This window comes from uncultured Cetobacterium sp., from assembly GCF_945952365.1.
Classification (GTDB): domain Bacteria; phylum Fusobacteriota; class Fusobacteriia; order Fusobacteriales; family Fusobacteriaceae; genus Cetobacterium_A.
In genome coordinates, this window is record NZ_CAMFHX010000015.1 from 1 (window position 1) to 18,361 (window position 18,361).

15 protein-coding genes are annotated in these 18,361 nt (G+C 30.1%); 5 read left to right on the forward strand and 10 right to left on the reverse strand.

What is annotated here, in order from left to right; genetic code table 11:
- A partial coding sequence (locus tag Q0O83_RS06860) for a hypothetical protein (RefSeq protein WP_294095527.1) occupies positions 1-1,177 on the forward strand: 1,177 nt, incomplete at its 5' end.
- Between the two features lie 51 nt (positions 1,178-1,228).
- Here the strand turns inward: Q0O83_RS06860 and Q0O83_RS06865 are convergent.
- Both Q0O83_RS06865 and Q0O83_RS06870 read right to left on the reverse strand, forming a co-directional pair.
- Complete coding sequence (locus Q0O83_RS06865) at positions 1,229-2,596, reverse strand: glycoside hydrolase family 32 protein (RefSeq protein ID WP_294095529.1); 1,368 nt, start codon at positions 2,594-2,596, stop codon at positions 1,229-1,231.
- Positions 2,597-2,713: 117 nt separating this feature from the next.
- The gene (locus tag Q0O83_RS06870; RefSeq protein WP_294095531.1) at positions 2,714-3,709 is read right to left on the reverse strand and encodes a LacI family DNA-binding transcriptional regulator; all 996 of its coding nucleotides are present in this window, start codon (positions 3,707-3,709) and stop codon (positions 2,714-2,716) included.
- A gap of 301 nt (positions 3,710-4,010) precedes the next feature.
- Here Q0O83_RS06870 and Q0O83_RS06875 point away from each other — a divergent pair, with 301 nt between their 5' ends.
- Genes Q0O83_RS06875 through Q0O83_RS06890 form a run of 4 tightly spaced genes read left to right on the forward strand, consistent with a single transcriptional unit; the run spans position 4,011 to position 9,209 of the window.
- Positions 4,011-4,883 (forward strand): sugar ABC transporter permease, encoded by an 873-nt coding sequence (locus Q0O83_RS06875; RefSeq protein WP_294095533.1) that lies wholly within the window; start codon positions 4,011-4,013, stop codon positions 4,881-4,883.
- Positions 4,883-5,701, forward strand: coding sequence for a carbohydrate ABC transporter permease (locus Q0O83_RS06880; RefSeq protein ID WP_294095535.1), 819 nt, complete (start codon positions 4,883-4,885; stop codon positions 5,699-5,701). The genes Q0O83_RS06875 and Q0O83_RS06880 overlap by 1 nt, the downstream gene beginning before the upstream one ends.
- Before the next feature lie 17 nt (positions 5,702-5,718).
- A complete protein-coding gene (locus tag Q0O83_RS06885; protein WP_294095537.1) occupies positions 5,719-6,954 on the forward strand; it encodes an extracellular solute-binding protein in 1,236 nt (411 codons plus the stop codon).
- 11 nt (positions 6,955-6,965) lie between these two features.
- Positions 6,966-9,209, forward strand: coding sequence for an alpha-galactosidase (locus tag Q0O83_RS06890; protein ID WP_294095539.1), 2,244 nt, complete (start codon positions 6,966-6,968; stop codon positions 9,207-9,209).
- Positions 9,210-9,259: 50 nt separating this feature from the next.
- Here the strand turns inward: Q0O83_RS06890 and Q0O83_RS06895 are convergent, their stop codons facing one another.
- From Q0O83_RS06895 to Q0O83_RS06930, 8 genes are all read right to left on the reverse strand, one after another.
- Entirely contained in the window at positions 9,260-11,566 is a 2,307-nt protein-coding gene (locus Q0O83_RS06895) for a patatin-like phospholipase family protein (protein WP_294095541.1), read from the reverse strand.
- An 11-nt stretch (positions 11,567-11,577) separates the two neighbouring features.
- Positions 11,578-12,312, reverse strand: a complete 735-nt coding sequence (locus Q0O83_RS06900) for a potassium channel family protein (protein ID WP_294095544.1) — start codon at positions 12,310-12,312, stop codon at positions 11,578-11,580.
- 60 nt (positions 12,313-12,372) lie between these two features.
- The gene (locus Q0O83_RS06905) at positions 12,373-13,092 is read right to left on the reverse strand and encodes an amino acid ABC transporter ATP-binding protein (RefSeq protein WP_294095546.1); all 720 of its coding nucleotides are present in this window, start codon (positions 13,090-13,092) and stop codon (positions 12,373-12,375) included.
- Positions 13,082-13,873 (reverse strand): amino acid ABC transporter permease, encoded by a 792-nt coding sequence (locus Q0O83_RS06910; protein ID WP_294095549.1) that lies wholly within the window; start codon positions 13,871-13,873, stop codon positions 13,082-13,084. Before Q0O83_RS06910 ends, Q0O83_RS06905 begins: the two co-directional genes overlap by 11 nt.
- Positions 13,874-13,881: 8 nt before the next feature.
- On the reverse strand, positions 13,882-14,661 hold the full coding sequence (locus tag Q0O83_RS06915) for a transporter substrate-binding domain-containing protein (protein WP_294095552.1): 780 nt from the start codon (positions 14,659-14,661) through the stop codon (positions 13,882-13,884).
- A 99-nt stretch (positions 14,662-14,760) separates the two neighbouring features.
- Positions 14,761-16,101: a nucleoside recognition domain-containing protein gene (locus Q0O83_RS06920; RefSeq protein WP_294095555.1), complete on the reverse strand. Its 1,341-nt coding sequence runs from the start codon at positions 16,099-16,101 to the stop codon at positions 14,761-14,763.
- 237 nt (positions 16,102-16,338) lie between these two features.
- Positions 16,339-17,691, reverse strand: coding sequence for a magnesium transporter (mgtE, locus tag Q0O83_RS06925; protein WP_294095558.1), 1,353 nt, complete (start codon positions 17,689-17,691; stop codon positions 16,339-16,341).
- Between the two features lie 247 nt (positions 17,692-17,938).
- Positions 17,939-18,139, reverse strand: coding sequence for a cold-shock protein (locus Q0O83_RS06930; RefSeq protein WP_047382936.1), 201 nt, complete (start codon positions 18,137-18,139; stop codon positions 17,939-17,941).
- Between the last annotated feature and the right edge of the window lie 222 nt (positions 18,140-18,361).

The following is an 18,361-nucleotide window of genomic DNA, read 5'->3' on the forward strand; positions in this document are numbered from 1 at the left end:
CTTTATATATTTTATTAAAATAATTATAGAGTTTTATAAGTATTTGGTAACGGCATTTATGTATTATCAACTAGAAAATTTTAATAAAAGAATAAATAATGCTAACTTTATCTTTAATTTAAATTCAAATCTGAATAAAACTGAACGAACTTTTCTAAACTATCTACTAAAAAACTTTTTAAAATTAGATGATTTAAAGGTTCAAATTCCTACTGAAGAAATTTTAAACTTTCTAAAGTTAGACTTACAAGAAACCAACCTATTTTTAGAACGTCTATCTAAAAAATCTATTTTATATAATTTCAATGATTCATCTGATGATATTTTGGGAGCTTTTAATCTTATAAACTCATACCTTATATCTAATAAAATGACTTTTATTCATCTACCTAAAGAGGTTAAGTATTCAAAATATGTAAAAATTTTATACAGTTTTTCAAATAAGCCAACATATAAATTTTACAGCTACTTCCTTAAAAATTTTATTTTAAAAAAACGATTTGAAGTCAAACTAGAAGAGTTTAAAGATATTTTAAATTCAGATAGTAAATACGAACGTTTTTTTGATTTTGAAAAAAATATACTAAAACCTTTGCTTAAAGATTTAGAGGCCTCTTATAAAATTAGATATGATAAAGTTAAAGTTGGATGTAATTTAAATAATAAAGTCGTTGCTATTGCTTTCTATTTTGAAGATGAGATGTGGGAAGCTGATGAAGATTTGAAATTGAGAAGTATCCTATTTATGATTAAAAGTGATTTACAAGATGTTGCTGAGGTTTATTCGATTTTAAAAAATGGTATTCAAAACCATGGGTATGATATCACATATAAAACTTGTTTTAAAATTAAGCAACTCTATAAAAAAAGTGCACTTACTTTTGATGAGGTTTTAAAAGCAAGTTTTAAAAAGTTAGATTTAAAAGATACTGAACCAGTTGTATATATAAAAAAAGTTTTTAACTCTCCAAAAGAACTCAAAAAATGCTTCACTCAGGAGCTTGAAAAAATAAAACCCGGAATTATGTTAGATACCTCTGTTTTTTGCGAAAAGTTCCTTCAAAGCCTTTTTCTTTTAAAAGATGACAAAATTTTACATTTTAAAAACTCTGATTTTTCAGTTTTTATTAATTGGAAAAATAATGAGGAGTCTATTATCAAAATCTATCTATTTTAATAATAGAAGGAATGAAGAGTAAAAAATTATTCTCTTCATTCCTTTTGTATCTTATTTTTCTAAAATATAAATCTCTTTCGATAAAATCTCTCCTAAAACCTCTATCTCAATTTGGTTATCTCTAGGATTTACAACGGCACTCATCACTTTTTCACCATCGTTTATATATATCTCTACAACACATCTATCAACTATCACTCTTAAATTCATCTCTTTATTTTCAGAAATTTTGCACTCTCTTAAAGTTCCGAAAGTTGTAAGAGGTGTAAAATTATTTATAACACCCTCTCTATCTAAAACGAAAGATTCCCTCTCCTTAAAGTAATTTAACTTTAATCCATCTTTTTCATTTTTAAATAAAGTCATACTAAAGTTATCTAAACTTTTTAATCTCAATTCAATATCATAGCAATTTTTAGCTTTAGAAATTTCTGAAAACTCTGCTATTTTTTCTTTTCTAAAATGTTTCAGCTCCTCTACAGGTAAAGTCAAAACTTTGCTATCTTTTAATGTAACCTCTCTTGGCAAAGTCATCATCCCATTCCACTCCTCTCCATCTAAAGGTGCATGCCCAACTAACCATCCTATTATAATTCTTCTTCCTTTTTCATCCTCAAAACTCTGTGGTGCATAGTATTCAAAACCATAATCAACTCTTTTAAACTCTTCATGCTCAAACGTTCCATTTTCATAGTTAAAATCTCCTAAATAATATCCTGATATACTTTTTTGTCCATCCTCAGATACTCCTTCTGGACTAAACATAAGCAAATCCTTTCCACCAATCTCAAATAAATCAGGACACTCCCACATATATCCCATATTTTTCTCTGAAATTTTACTAAAAAGTTCCCACTTTCTCATATCTTTAGAAGAGTATATTAAAATCTTTCCACCTTCATTATCTTTAGCTCCTATTGCTAAATACCAAAGCTTTCCTCTTTTCCAAACTTTTGGATCTCTCACATGAGCCTTTGAACACTCCTCTGGAATAAAAAGCTCTATCTTCTCTATCTTTTCAAAATTTTCACCATCTTTAGTTTTAGCTAAAACTTGAGTAGGAAGCAAGTCATCAGATCCAATAGTTATTGTATTACCAAATTGATTAGCTTGCTTTGTAAGCATCTTTACTCCTGTATAAAAAAGATACAACTCTCCATTCTCCACTAATCCACTTCCCGAAAAACATCCATCTACATCTCCGAACTCTTCAGAATCTGGATAAAGTGCATGAGGTAAATGTTGCCACTCAAAAAGATTTTTGCTCTTAGCATGCCCCCAAGTCATATTTCCCCAGTAACAATTTTCTGGATTATGCTGATAAAACATATGATACTCTCCATTAAAATATGATAATCCATTCGGATCATTTATCCAATTTTTCTCTGCTGTAAAATGAAATAATGGTCTTTTACTCATCGGCTTTCTCCTTATTATTTTTTATTTTAACATTCATGAAATTAATCAAGAAAATATGAAATCGCTTACATTTGTTTTTAAAATATAAAGATAAGAAAATTCTTATCTTTAATTTTACTAAACTATTTTTTTTATTGTTGTATCTCTAGGAATTAATCTTGGTAATATCTTCATGTGCTTACACTCTCTAACTCCTAATTTCATCTCATTTATCAATCTTTCAAAAGCTAAAAATCCAATCTCTCTAACAGGTTGTGCTACAGTTGTTATAGAAAGATAGCTTGTAAAACTTATGTTATCAAATCCAGCGACTGCTATATCTTCAGGTACCTTTATACCCTTTTCTCTAAAAAAGTTTATAACTTCCATAGCAACTATATCATTTCCTGTGAATATTGCACTAAATTTAAATTCTCCATTTTCTTTTAAGTGTTTCTCCATCGTTTTAAAAACTAATTCTTTTAAATTCCCAGAAGAGTAATTATAAAACTCTATACAGTTTTTATTTTTCAAAGGTATGTTTAAACTTTTTAATCCATCTTTAAACCCTTCAAATTTCTCATCTTTATTTCCTATATAACCTATATCTATATGACCTAAGCTCCCAAAATGTTTAGCTAATAACTCTCCTCCAACTCTATGATCTATAGCAACTCCAGAAAAACTTTCTGTTAGGGTTGAAATTGTAACTACAGGAACCCCTGCTTCAGAGAATTTTTTCAGATAGCTAACATCTCCATCTAAAGGAGAGATTAAAACCCCTGCTGGATTATACTTCAGAGAATTTTCCACCAATTTTTTCTCTTTGTGAGAATTCCCTTGGCTATTCATAAACATAATCTCAAATCCACTTTGATAAGCTTCATCCTCTATAACACTCAACATCTCTGAGAAATATGGATTTACTATATCTGGTAAAATTACAATTATTATTGAACTCTTTCTACTCGAAAGTGATTTTGCAGCACTATTTCCTTTGTATCCTAACTCCGCTATAACATCTAAAACCTTCTGCCTCGTCTGAGGTTCTACATAACTAGTTCCATTTATTACCCTAGAGACAGTCGCTTGAGATACTTCTGCTCTAAGAGCAACATCCTTCATTTTTACCATGAAACAACTCCCTTTTTCATGAAATCGTATACCTATTTCAAAATTTGTTTTTATTATATTACTAAACTTTCTATTTTTCAACAATTTTTATTTTTTAAATTTATTTTTTAGTATAAACTCTTGTAAAATCAATATGTAAAGCATCTATTTTATTTTTAAAATTAAAATCATTGTTGAATTTTTAAACTTTATGTGATATAAATGACGTTATAAACTTTAAGTGAACAATTATATTTTTTTACTTTTTCATGAAAACGCTTTCACAAAGTAAGAAAATAAAGAAAATTCAAAGGAGAATATTATGAGCTTAAAAAATTTAAAAACAATTAACTACATGTATTGGCCGGCTATGGCTCTTTTTATAGGTATTGTTTTCTACCCATTTCTACATGGAATAAGAATTTCCTTTACTGATTGGAATGGATTTTCTCAAAATTTTAACTATGTTGGTTTCAATAACTACAAAAGTTTATTTTTAGATGCTAATTTCTATATGGCTTTTAAAAATACACTTATCTACGGTTTAGGAAGTACACTTTTCCAACAAGTTTTAGGTCTTAGTTATGCTCTTCTATTAAATAGAGATTTTAAAGGTAGAAATCTACTTAGAGCTATAATATATCTACCCGTATTAATTTCTGGACTTATTATGGGATATATGTGGTACTTTATCTTCCAATACAGTGATGGCGCTCTAAATGATATTCTTCTTTTCTTTAATTTGGAACCTAGAGATTGGCTTGGAAATCCATCTTATGGTGTTTGGATTATTGTTGCTGTTAACACTCTTCAATATTGTGGTGTTTCAATGATTATATATTTAGCTGGGCTTCAGTCTATCTCAAAATCTTACTATGAAGCTGCAAATATTGATGGGGCAAGTACTATTCAACAATTTAAATATATTACTCTACCTCTTTTAAAGCCAGCTATTATAACTAGTTTTACTCTAAATCTTATTGGAGGATTAAAACTATTTGATACTATCAAAGCTTTAACAAATGGAGGTCCTGGATACGCTTCAAACTCTTTATCAACACTTATAAATGTTTCATACTTTAGATCTCAAATGGCTGGATACGCTTCATCTATGGGACTTGTTCTATTTATTTTTATAGTCTCTATAACTATTATTATTCAAAAGAAATTTACTGTAAAAGAGGGTGAACTATAGTGAATAAAAATCTAAAAAAAATAGGATTTGCTATCTTAATTTTTATCCTAGGATTTATACATCTGATTCCTATCTATATATCTTTAACTGTTTCATTAAAAAAGAAAAGTGATTTGAGTTCAAGATGGTTTTTACCAAAAGAGTTTTTCTTTGAAAACTTCTCTTTCGCTTTTGAAAAAGCAGAACTTTTATTAGCTATGAGAAATAGTTTCTTTATAACAGCATTATCAATCACTTTGATAACTTTGCTTGGAGCTATGGCTGCTTATCCACTAGCTCGTCATAAAACTATGACTAATAAGATTGTTTTAAATCTAATCTTAGCTGTTATGATGGTCCCTCCTCTAAGTATTTTAGTGCCACTACTAACAATTATGACAAAAATTCATGGTGTAAACACTTACTGGGGAATTATTTTAACACTAACAACATTCAATCTACCTCTAAGTATTTTCCTATATAGTAACTTTATACACACTATACCTAGAGAGCTCGAAGAAGCTGCAATGATTGATGGATGTAGTCAGTTTAAAACTTTCTACACTATAATTTTTCCACTTTTAAAGCCTATAACTGCAACAGTTATTATCCTAACTGGAGTTGGAATCTGGAATGACTATCAATTCTCAGTTTATCTACTTCAGTCACCAAAAATGAAAGTTGTTACTTTAGCTATCTCCTCATTCTTTAGTCACTCATCATCTAACTTAGGAGCGGCTGCAGCTGGAGCTATAATAGCAGTTTTACCGATTGTTACTTTATACATCTTCCTACAAAGATACTTTATTGCAGGAATGACAAGTGGTTCAATAAAATAAAAAAGGAGAAATTATCTATGAAAAAAATTATTTTATCTTTAGCTCTTTCAGGTTTACTTTTAAGTTGTAACAAATCTGAGGATACACCTCAGAAAAAAACTTTAGTTATCACAAGTAACTCTCATGCTCAAGAGCCTTCTTCTATAGCTCTTCAAGAGATTATTGATGAATATACAAAGTCTAACCCTGAAATTAAAATTGATTTTATTCCAGGAAGCTCTGATTATGAAGAAACTATGAAAACAAAAATGGCAACAAACTCTCTACCTGATATTTTTGCAACACATGGTTGGTCGATTAATAGATATAAAGAATATCTAGAACCCCTTAATGATAGAGAGTGGGCTCAATATGTAAGCCCAGCTATAAAACCTGTTATCACTGATACTAACGAAAAGTTTTATGTTCTACCTTTAGATGTAGATATTGTTGGTTTACCGTATAATCTTGATGTTTTAGAAAAAGCTGGAGTTGATCCTAAAACTATTAAAACAACGGATGATTTCCTAGTTGCTTTAGAAAAAGTAAAAAATATTGGTGTGACTCCTATCTACTTAGGTGGTAAAGATTCAGCATCTATCGGAAATATATATGACTGGATTGCACCTGGGTTAATTATTTTAACAAACGACAACCCTCAAGGAGAAAATCTAAAAAATGGAATATTTGACGAAAAAGCTTGGAATATCACAGGTGAATTTATAAAAACTTTAAAAGATAATGGCTACATAAATAGAGATGCTTTAACTGGAAATGATGCAGCTAGAGCTCTTGGAACTGGAAAAGCAGCTTTTCTTTTCTTTGGAACATCTATGATTAGAGAAGGGCTAACTTACAATCCAGATGCAAGAATGGACTTTATTGCACTACCTACTAAAGAAAGAGATCAAAAATCATACTTTATAACAGGTGAAAGACTAGCGCTTGGAGCTTGGAAAGATTCTCCAAATAAAAAGGAAGCTTTAGACTTTTTAGATTATCTTGCAAAACCTGAAAATATCTCTAAAATGGCAACAGCTAATGTTTTACCTACTGGTCTTACAAATGCTAAAAGTGATCTTGGAAAGTTTGAAAGTAGCTATGATTTAGGAGATAAATATCAATATGTTGGATTCTTTGATAGAGAGTATCTGCCTAGTGGAGCTTGGGAAACTCTTTGTTCTATTGGAGCTGGTATAATCTCTGGCCAACTTACTGTCGAAGAAGCCTCTAAAAAAATGAAAGAGGATTTTGATAAACTAAAAAATAAATAGGAGCGACTGTAATGAATATATTTGTTAATTCTAATTCTGAGTTTCATTTACAAAATGATTCTATCAGTTATATTTTAAAAGTTTTGGATAACGGAGACCTTGGACATCTTTACTTTGGAAAAAGATTACATCATAAAGATGATTTTTCAAATATGCTTCAAATCTTTGAACACCAAGTTCCTTATACTCCAGAACAGATTGATGGCGTATCTGGATTTGCATTAGATAGCTTAAAACAAGAGTTTCCATCTTTTGGAACAGGAGATTATAAAGAACCAGCTTATGTAGTTTTACAAAAAAATGGAAGCAGAGTAACCAATTTTAAATTTTCAAAGTATGAGATTTTAGATGAAAAACCCTCTTTAAACGGGCTTCCTCATACATATATTTCAGAAGAAAATGCAGTTAAAACTTTAAAAATAACTTTAAAAGATGAACTTTTAAGCTCTGAGATTATTTTAACTTACTCTATATATAGGGATTTTCCTATTATAACTAGAAGTTCTAGTATCACAAATAATGGCGATGAAGATTTAACTTTAGAAAGATTTTTAAGTTTTAGTATGGATATAGATCAAAAAAAATACGAGCTCCTTCATCTTTCTGGAGCTTGGGCTAGAGAAAGAAATATTGTTACTAATACTATAAATCAAAATAAAATTACTATTGATAGTAAAAGAGGTGCAAGTAGCTCTAACAACAACCCTTTTATAGCTTTAAAAGAGAATGGTGCCGATGAATTCAAAGGTGAATATATTGGAGTTAACCTTGTTTATAGTGGTAATTTTATTGCTGGAGTAGAAAAAGATCACTATAACCATATTAGATTAAATATGGGAATAAATCCTTTCAACTTCTCTTGGATTTTAGAAAAAGATGAGAGCTTTACAGCTCCAGAAGTTGTTATATGTTACTCTGATTGTGGATTAAATAAGATGAGTCAAAACTATCATAAGTTCTATCAAAATCATCTTATTAGAGGTGAATGGCAACATAAAGCTAGGCCAATTCTTATCAACAACTGGGAAGCAACATACTTCGATTTCAATGAAGAAAAAATCTTACAAATTGCTAAAAAAGCTAAAGAGTTAGGAGTTGAACTATTTGTTTTAGACGATGGATGGTTTGGTTCTAGAAATGGAGATACTGCTGGGCTTGGTGATTGGTGGAGCAATCTTGATAAATTAGAAAGTGGAGTAGAGGGTCTCTCTAAAAAAGTTGAAGAGCTTGGTTTAAAATTTGGGCTTTGGTTTGAACCTGAAATGGTAAATCCAGATAGTGATCTTTATAGAACTCACCCTGAATGGGCTCTTTCTATTCAAAATAGAAAACCTACTTTAAGTAGAAATCAGCTTACCTTAGATTTAGGTAGAGATGAGGTTGTAGAATACCTATTTGAAAAAATATCTAACATTTTAAAAAATTCTAAAATCTCATACATTAAATGGGATATGAATAGAAATATGACTGATGTTTGGTCTGGTGTTTTAGAAGGTAAACGTCAAGGTGAAGCAGCTCATAGATATATTTTAGGTGTTTATAAACTTATGGAAAAAATCACTACTGCTTTTCCTGAAATACTATTTGAATCTTGTGCTGGTGGTGGAAATAGATTTGATCCTGGAATGCTTTATTACATGCCTCAAATATGGACAAGTGATAACACTGATGCAGTTGAAAGACTTAAAATTCAATATGGAACATCTGTAGTTTACCCTGTTTCAGCTATGGGAGCACATGTTTCAGCTGTTCCTAACCACCAAACAGGTAGAGTAACTTCTATCAATACAAGAGCACATGTAGCTTTCTTTGGTGCTTTTGGCTACGAGCTTGATCTTAACGAGATAACTCCAAAAGAGATGGAAGAGGTTAAAAAACAAATTATTTTCTTTAAAGAGAATAGAGAACTTCTACAATTTGGAACATTTTACAGAATAGAATCGCCTTTTGAAGGTGAATTTCAAAATATCTCTTGGGCTATGGTAAATAAAGATCAATCTGAAGCTATATTAGGTGTTTATAGAGTTCTCTCTATTCCAAATCCTGGTTTTGATTCTGCTTTTGCTGCTGGATTAAATCCTAGTTTTAAATATTCTATAGAAAATGAAGATATCTTAGGAAAAGTTTTCTATGGTGATGAACTTATGAATTCTGGTATTAAATTTAGAAAAGTGGGATTAGATGCACATAACCCTAAAAGTTTAGAAAATCTTGGAGATTTTAGAAGTAAACTGATAAAAATTTCAAAAGTATAATCTTATCCAAATAGAAAAGTCAGAGTATTTAACTCTGACTTTTTCATTTTTTAAAACACATATCCTATATGTACTTGGAATAGTGTTCCACCATTTAAAACGTCATTTGATACAGAGAAATCCATTGGTCCAAGGAATGTATCCCAACCAATTCCAACTCCATACCCATGTTCACTTCTATCCCATATATCATTTTTAGTTTCAAATCCAGAACTATAATTATATGTTCCTACATTATAGTTAAAGTTTAAATATAAATTAGGAACTATTGTGTATTGCAATCCAGCTGATCCCATAAAGAAGTTATCTGTATAAACAGCTCCTATAGGTAACCCTACAAATGAGTAACTTCTTCCCATAGGGTTATTTCTTAATCCACCAAGATTAAATAACTCAGATAGCGGTGTGTTTTCAGAGTTATACATCTGTCCACCACGAATTCCTGTATTTAAAGACCAGTTTTTACTTAAACTGAAATATTTCGTTCCCATTGCAGAGTACCCTTCATAAGTTTCCCCTGATTTAGCATTTGATTCTGAAAACAGTTGTAACAATCCATTTGAACCAGTCGTTGCATACTCTGCTTGATTCATAGTATCAAAGTAGAAGCTAAAGGTATTTGAAATATAACTTCCATCTTTTTTAAACTCTGAGAAGTTTTCTATTTTTTCTCCAGAGTCATAATATGTATCCATATTTTTAAAGCCTAAAGTGTATCCAGCTATTATATTATTAAAAATTGTTGTTCCTACTGACAAGTTCGTAATAAACGTATCATTTCTATATGTTGAAACATTATCTCCATCTCTATATAAGAAGATAGGATTTAGACCATAACCTAGATCTACTGAAACTATCAACTTATGATTTAGGAAATCATATTGAGTCATATCTGTTAAAGATATTTTTGGATATCTTGAAAACTCAGTTTTTAAAGTATAATTTTTTTGAGAAAGATTAAACTTATTGAAAACTGGTACTTCAGCTACAGCCTCTAATCCTGCACCATAGTTAGATATATAGAACATTCCCGCTTTAAGCTTTGTATCTAACTTCTCTTTTACGGTCAACTTTAACGTTTCTCCTTCAACACTGTAAAATACTCTATCTACAAAAGTTTTAGCATATATTTTTTCTATCCATAGATTTAAATCTTGAACTGACATCTCTCCATCAACAGGTTTTAACTTTTGAACCTCTTTCTCTGTTAAAAGTTCGTTTCCAGATATTTTTATATTTTTTATATGAAACTCTTTTTTAGTAAACTTCTCTTTTTCTGATTTTATTTTATCAAACTCCTCTTTATCAGTTAATTTTAAAAGAGCATAATCTAAACTTTCAGCTGCTGACTCTCCCTCTTTAACTAAAGTTGATAAATTATCAAAGTTTAAAGTACTATGTTTTTTAACATCTGGAGTTATTAAAATATCTGGCAGATGAGCTTGAGTTTGAGTTTTCTCAGTTCCCATATAACTTGATAACTTATCAAGTATCTGAACGATATTTGAATTATCACTTATAACTATTGGATCCGCTGCTATATCAACACCTATAACAACATCCGCTCCCATATTTATAGCTTGTATCACTGGGAAGTTATCTGCAACTCCACCATCTACATAGTAGTTATCCCCATCTCTTATAGGGTCTAAGAATGTTGGTATAGCCATACTTTTCAGTGTTGCTAAAGCTAAATCTCCACTATCTATTGCTACAGACTCTCCTGTTTGCAGATTTGTTGTCATCGCTCTAAATGGAATTGGAAACTCCTTAAAGTCCTTTACTCCCTCTGCTCTAGCAAATATTTTTTTCAACTCTAAATAGATATACTCTCCATTTAAAACACCCATCGGAAGTGATAAATTAAAATCTTCATTCAACGATATTGTAAGAGGATATTTATTCGATTGAGTTTTTTGAACAATACTTTCTAAATCTCTATTTGAAGCATTTCTAAATAGCTCATAAAACTGTAAATCAGTAACTGTTTTTTCTATCTCATCTGGAGTATATCCCACTGAATACATCGCTGCTATTATACTTCCAGCACTTGTTCCTACTACATAGTCCACTGGAATCCCATACTTTTCAATAACTCTCAAAACTCCTATATGTGCAGCACCCTTCGCTCCACCTCCACTCAATACCAATCCAACTTTTGGCCTATTTTCATCAGTAGTTTTTAAAAATGTAGCTTTTAAGTTTTCTAAATTTTTTCTTTTCAGTTCTAATTCTTCAATCTGTCTTTCAATCTCTTTTACCTTAGCTTCTTTAGAATTAACTCTATTTGGTAAATGAGATGCAAAAATAGATAAACTTAATAGATAAAATAGCACTATTTTTTTCAAAAATTTCATTATTTCTCTCCTTATTGATCTTTAGATATCAAAATTCCTGAACCGATAACCAATCCTAGAATCACATTTGTCAGTATAAGTCCTGTTATTATCTCAACAACCACAAGAAATTGAGATAATGCTGTTAGAGGGTAAACATCTCCATACCCTATTGTCGTTATAGTAATAAAGCTAAAGTATATATGTTTAAAGTAAAATTGAAAAGCTCCTAAACTTCGATCTATTCCATTAAATACTGGTTTATCATTAAATAAAGTAAGAAGTGTATATAGCAGCCCAAAACTAATTGCAATCGTAATATATGTTGTTATTACAACAGTTACATCTGAGGCTACAACTCTTCTCCTTCTTCTTAAAAAATCAGCCACTACATATTTTAGCAAAATTATATGAGACAGTATTAATAGTATCACATTTAAGAACGATAGAAAATAGAAAAAATATTTTAAACTCTCATTTTCATTTAAACCTAAAGAAAAATTAATTATTGGAACTAAAATTAAATAATATAGAATCAAAATGGTTGCTTTTAACGGTCCGTCCTTAAATAAAAAATTCCTTTCTTTTAAAAATACAATTGGTAAAATACTAAAAAACATTTTTATCGAGCTTTCTATTATCTGTATAAATAATATTTTTTTCTCTACTATCAAATGTGCAAAAAATGATATTAAAATAGAAATAATCGCTGTCACTATTAAATTTTTAAAAAATTTCAAAATTTGTTCTTTTTTGTATATTCTCATCTATTTCTCCTAGTCTAATATAATATGAAAAAAGCATAGTATCACTATGCTTTTTTAGCTTTATAACTTTAAAAACGCTTTCAACTCTTCAGTTTTGGGATTGGAAAATATTTCACTTGGTATTCCGATCTCTATAATTTTTCCTCCACTCACAAAAATAATACAATCTGCAACACCTTTAGCAAACTCCATCTCATGAGTTACTAAAATCATATCTTTTTTATCTTTTCTCAACTCTTTTATAGCTTCTAAAATCTCCTTTGTCAAAGCTGGATCTAAAGCAGATGTAGGTTCATCAAGTAATAAAACTTTAGGTTCTAAAGCCATCGCTCTAACAATTGCAACTCTTTGTTGCTGTCCACCTGAGAGTTGATGGGGATACTTATCTTTATGTTCAAAAAGTCCAAATCTCTTAAGAAGTTTTAAAGCTCTTTTTTCTGCTTCAACAGGATTTACCTGATGAACTTTTTCTAATGGCAATAAAATATTTTTTAACGCTGTCAAATGAGGAAAAAGATTAAATGCTTGAAATACAACACCTATTCCTTTTCTATATTCATGAAGGCTCTCCTCTTTTTCAGGAACAACCTCACCATTTAAAACTATTCTACCTTTATCTATCGATTCTAATCCTGCTAAAACTCTCAAAAGTGTGGACTTCCCTCCACCTGAGGGACCTATTATGACTAAAGAGTGAATTTGACTCAATTCTAATTCAATCTCATCTAAAACAATCTGCTCCCCAAAAGCTTTAGAAAGTTTTTCTATTTTAATTTCCATAGCTATACCTCCTCTCTAAATACTTCGAAAGATGAGATATTGGATATGTTAATACCAAATACCCTACAGCTAAAATACAGTAATTTTCTATAGGTGAAAATGTCAATGAATCAACCTCTTGAACATTTTTTGTAAACTCATTTACAGCTATTATCGATAATAAAGATGAGTCTTTTATTAAACTTGCAAACTGTCCTGCAAGTGGTGGCATCACTCTTTTTGTAACCTGAGGTAAAATAATATATCTATACGTTTGAAACTTTGTAAAAGCCAAAGCCTTTGCTGTTTCTAGCTGACTTTTATCAATACTTTCAATTCCACTTCTTAAAATTTCACACACATAAGCTCCAGAGAAAATCCCCATTATTAATATTCCCATAACATATCTGTTATTTATACCAAAGGCTGTTCCTATTACATAATAGAATAGATATATCTGAACAATTAAAGGAGTTCCTCTTATCATCTCCGTGAATCCTTTTGAAAAATAATATGTCGGTAAAAATCTTCCCTTTTGACCTAAAACCAAAAGAGCTCCAACTATAAAGCTTGAGATTGAAGAAAATACTGATATCATTAAAGTCATCTTAAATCCTAAAATAAATTTATATCTGTATTTGGTAATTATCCCTCTCCAATTATAGGGATAATCTATACTACTAAAAGCAAAATGAAAAATTCCTAAAACGATTATTGTTACTAAAATTATATTAAACCATTTTACGAATATATTTTCTGTTTCTTTTTCAGGTTTAAAAAATATAGTTTTTAGTATTCTCATATATACTCCTAGTCAAAGAAGAAAGGTACATTTTTCTCTTTAAAGAAAGCTCTCTCCTTACCTAAATATTTGTCAGCTAACTCATTAAACTTTCCACTATTTTTATACTCTGTTATAAACTCATCTATCTGAGCACCTAAATCCTCTTCACCTTTTCTATAAGCTATTGCCCAAGGTTGTGACTCTGTCTCAAATTGTTCTAATAGAGGTGTTGTCGTATCTTGATTTCTCTCCCAGTTTTTATATATTGTAAGAGGGTCATATATAAAAGCATCAACTTTTCCTTGAGAAACTTCCAATATAATTGCACTCTCTTTATCAAAAACTAAAATCTCAGCATTTGGGAAATATTTTTGAGCTACTGTGTGTCCACTTGTTCCCTTTTTTACAGCAACTTTTTTTCCCTTCATATTCAAATCACTAGCTTTTGCTATCCCTGATTTATTATTTACTAACATCGCTAAATAGCTTTTAGCATAAGGTTTTGAAAAATTGACAGATTGTTTTCTTTCCTCTGTTACTGACATTGAAGATATAATCATATCTATTTTCTTTGTTTTTAAAGCTGGAATCAATCCACCATAAGCCATATCCTCTATTATTATATCTTTTCCTAAATATTCTCCTAAAGCATAAGCCATATCTACACTTATCCCTGTTGGTCTTCCCTCTTCATTTGACATTTCAAACGGCGGGTAAGCTAACTCCATTCCAACTATCAATGTTTGTCCTTGAGCAAATGTCAAACTTCCTAAAATCAAAGTTAAAAAAATCAATATTTTTTTCATAAATTCCTCCCTTTATATAAAAAGTTATTTCTATAGCTCTATTCTACTTCTAAATAAAGAAAAGATTTCCTCTATTTTTATACTTTAGATTTTGAAACTTTAATTTGCTAACAACCCTATTTTCAACAAAAATAAACCCGCTGCATATATCATCGGAAAAGCAACTACGCTTCTTAAAAAGAATATTTTCATAACATCAAAAAAATTAAACCCAATTTTTGAATTCATAAGAATAATTCCTGTTTCACTAAAATATATCAACTGTGAAAAAGTTAATCCTCCAATTACAAACCTAGCTAATTCACTTGGACAATCCTTTATGAATACAGCCGGAAGCCACATATCAGTTATTCCTATTATCATAGAAGGAGCCATATATTGAGCTATCTCTCTTTCAAACCCTATAAATTCTAAAAATGGAACCATTGGTGCTGTAACTATTTGAAAAAAGTTTGTTTTATCAGCTAATACTAAACCTATTGTTCCCACAAGCATTATTACAGGAGTAAACGTGACATAGATCGTTAAAACTTTGATAAAAGAATCCTTTAAAACTTTTGTAGCTTTAGTTTTTCCAGCTACATCTGAAGCTAATCTAATAGCATAATTCATGCTCGTATCTCTCTCATTAGGAGCTTTTCCCTCTTTATAATATCTATCTTTAAACTTTTTCAACGGCATTCTAGATATTACAACACCTGTCAAAATTGTACATACTATTATTGTTCCGTAAAAATATCCAAAAATATGTGATAATCTAAGCAAATCCGCCATCATTATTGCAAATGAAATTCCAACTAATGAAAAAGATGTTGCTATAATAGCAGCTTCTTTTTGAGTATAATACCCTTTTTCATATTGTTGATCTGTTACTACGATTCCTATTGTTCCATCTCCAACAAACGAGGCTAAAGCATCAATTGCTGCATACCCTGGAACTTTGAATAGTTTTCTCATATAAGGAGCTATTAAAGTTCCTATGAATTCAACCAATCCAAAAGAAGTCAGTAACGGTATAAGCATAACCTCTAAGAAAAATGTTACTAATATTGTTGGTAGTAACTCATCTATCATCATAAGTCCTGTTGCTTCATCTGCAACAACTCTACTCAAGCTTTCTGGTAAAAAATTATATGTTATTAAAATTAGAATTAAAGCCCCTAATATTCTTATTCCAGCTACAAATTTACTACTTACAAAAAATCCGTCTAAAACTTTATCATTAAAAGTTTTTCTTTTCATTCCTAGAATCGTTCCAAAGATGGTGACCACAGCAAATCCTGCTGTCACTATTTTCACTATATCATCATATCTTTCTACTATATGACTCTTTATGTGACCTAATAACATCCCTGATTCTCCTCCTATTACCATCGGTACTAAGAAAAGCCAAATTCCCACAAAAGAATAAAATCCGAATTTAAAAGTATTGATTACCACTATCATCCTCCTTATATTTTAAATAAAAAAAAGCGTACAAAAGTACGCTTAAATAACTAATAAAAAATAACAAAATTTTATAATATTGTTATGGCAGCGTCACAATATTTCTGTTCACAGGATTACAACATCTTTGCCGTCGGCCTTAGGCTCGTTTGTAAAGGTGAACTTCTATTTAATTTTCATAATGCATTATGAAATATTTTTATCATTTTGTCAATATTTAATTTATTTTTTTTATTTTAATATATCACTATAAAGAGTCATTGCTAAATAGAAGTAGATAACTAATGCTAATGCATCTACAATTGTAGTTACTAAAGGTCCTGCCATTATAGCTGGGTCTAGATTTAATTTTTTTGCTCCTATAGGTAAAAGCCCTCCTACAAGTTTAGCTATAACTACAGTTATTCCTAGAGTTATAGAAACTAATAGTGCCATTTTCAAATCCTGCTTCAATATAAAGTACATACGCAAGAAATTTACTGCTCCTAATCCTAAACCAACAATTAAACTAACTCTTAGCTCTTTCCATACAACTTTTAAATAGTCACCTATTTTTATCTCACCTAGAGCCATTCCTCTTATAATCAAAGTTGAAGATTGTGATCCTGCATTTCCACCAGTATCCATAAGCATTGGAATAGCCGCAGCTAATACAACCATCTGCTCAATAACCTCTTCATATTTACTTATTATAGAACCTGTAAATGTTGCTGATACCATCAACACCAATAGCCATGTTAAACGATTTTTAGCTAAATCAAAAATTGAAGTTTCTAAATACTCCTCCTTACTTGGAGCCATCGCAGCCATCTTTTGGAAATCCTCTGTATTCTCTTCCTCTATAACATCGACCATATCATCTATTGTTATAATTCCAACTAAAATATTCTCTTTATCTATCACTGGTAAAACTGTCAAATCATATTTCTTAAACAAAGTAACTGCATCCTCTTGGTTTGTTGAAGTCTTTACAGATAATATATTTTTATCCATAAGATCACCAATTACCTCATTATCCTGAGATGAAAGCAATTTTTTCAAAGTAATCTGTCCCTCTAATTTTTTATAATTATCTATGACATAGGCTACATCTATTGTTTCAAGTTCCTCGGCATATTTTCTAATATGCTGTAAACTCTCTTCAACTGTAAAACTACTTTTCAACGACAAATACTCTATTGTCATTAAGCTTCCAGCTGAATCCTCTTCATAAGATAGGAACTGATTTATCAAAGAACGATTTTCATGCTTATAATTTTCAAGCACTCTTTTTACAACATTTGAAGGCATCTCCTCTAAAAAATCAATCATATCATCAAAGTATAACTCTTCTAATAACGATTGCAACTTATCATCGTTTATTGAGCTCACAATTTTTATCTGCTCATCGGTATCTAAATTTGCAAATACCTCTGCTGCAATATCCTTGTGTAATAATCTGAAAAGTATTATAGTATCCTTTTCATTTTCATCATTAGCCTCAATAAATTCAGCTATATTAATAGGAGTTTCACAATTTAGAACCTCCTTTAAAGATTTTAAATCCTTTTTTAATAGAAGTTCTTTTACTTTTGTTTCAAACATCTTTCCTCCTTGTTTTTTGCAGAGGAAAAACGAAGAAAAATTCTAGACCTTTCCCCTACAAACGAATATTAAATTGTTATTTTTCACATTGCGTTTGGGATAACTGTCCATCTTTTTCTCTCCTTCGATTTATTTTTACTATACAGCCTGTAAATTATAACCTTTATTAAACAAAAAGTAAATCTTTATATATTTTTACAAAAAACAAAAAGACCTTAGAACTGAGTTCTAAGGTCCTTAAATATCATTACTTTACAGTTACGATGTTAGAAGCTTGAGGTCCTCTGTCACCTTGAACTACGTCAAAAGTAACTTCTTCTCCTTCTACTAACTTCTTGAATCCATCTTTCTTGATTTGAGAGAAGTGTGCGAATACATCTTTCCCGTCCTCACCAGTGATAAATCCGAATCCTTTTTCTTCGTTGAACCATTTAACTGTACCTTTCATTTGATACCTCCATAATTATTTTTTATAATTCTACAAATCTTAATCTTTAAATCAGAGGTTAAACAAACTCAAGTTACCAATGGTTTCTCTTCTAAAAATTTTAAAACTCATATTATTAATCTAGTATTATTATACTACGTTTCTATCAAAAAGTAAATGTTTTTATTTTTAATCTTCCTCATTTATTTTTTATATAGTTCTTAACCTCTAGTTTTAGTACAT

What these genes read in the sequence shown, in the direction of transcription:
- Q0O83_RS06865 (WP_294095529.1), bottom strand. Translation starts at nt 2,596, where the DNA reads ATGAGTAAAAGACCATTATTTCATTTTACAGCAGAGAAAAATTGGATA.
- Q0O83_RS06870 (WP_294095531.1), bottom strand. Translation starts at nt 3,709, where the DNA reads ATGGTAAAAATGAAGGATGTTGCTCTTAGAGCAGAAGTATCTCAAGCG.
- Q0O83_RS06875 (WP_294095533.1), top strand. Translation starts at nt 4,011, where the DNA reads ATGAGCTTAAAAAATTTAAAAACAATTAACTACATGTATTGGCCGGCT.
- Q0O83_RS06885 (WP_294095537.1), top strand. Translation starts at nt 5,719, where the DNA reads ATGAAAAAAATTATTTTATCTTTAGCTCTTTCAGGTTTACTTTTAAGT.
- Q0O83_RS06890 (WP_294095539.1), top strand. Translation starts at nt 6,966, where the DNA reads ATGAATATATTTGTTAATTCTAATTCTGAGTTTCATTTACAAAATGAT.
- Q0O83_RS06895 (WP_294095541.1), bottom strand. Translation starts at nt 11,566, where the DNA reads ATGAAATTTTTGAAAAAAATAGTGCTATTTTATCTATTAAGTTTATCT.
- Q0O83_RS06900 (WP_294095544.1), bottom strand. Translation starts at nt 12,312, where the DNA reads ATGAGAATATACAAAAAAGAACAAATTTTGAAATTTTTTAAAAATTTA.
- Q0O83_RS06905 (WP_294095546.1), bottom strand. Translation starts at nt 13,092, where the DNA reads ATGGAAATTAAAATAGAAAAACTTTCTAAAGCTTTTGGGGAGCAGATT.
- Q0O83_RS06910 (WP_294095549.1), bottom strand. Translation starts at nt 13,873, where the DNA reads ATGAGAATACTAAAAACTATATTTTTTAAACCTGAAAAAGAAACAGAA.
- Q0O83_RS06915 (WP_294095552.1), bottom strand. Translation starts at nt 14,661, where the DNA reads ATGAAAAAAATATTGATTTTTTTAACTTTGATTTTAGGAAGTTTGACA.
- mgtE (WP_294095558.1), bottom strand. Translation starts at nt 17,691, where the DNA reads ATGTTTGAAACAAAAGTAAAAGAACTTCTATTAAAAAAGGATTTAAAA.
- Q0O83_RS06930 (WP_047382936.1), bottom strand. Translation starts at nt 18,139, where the DNA reads ATGAAAGGTACAGTTAAATGGTTCAACGAAGAAAAAGGATTCGGATTT.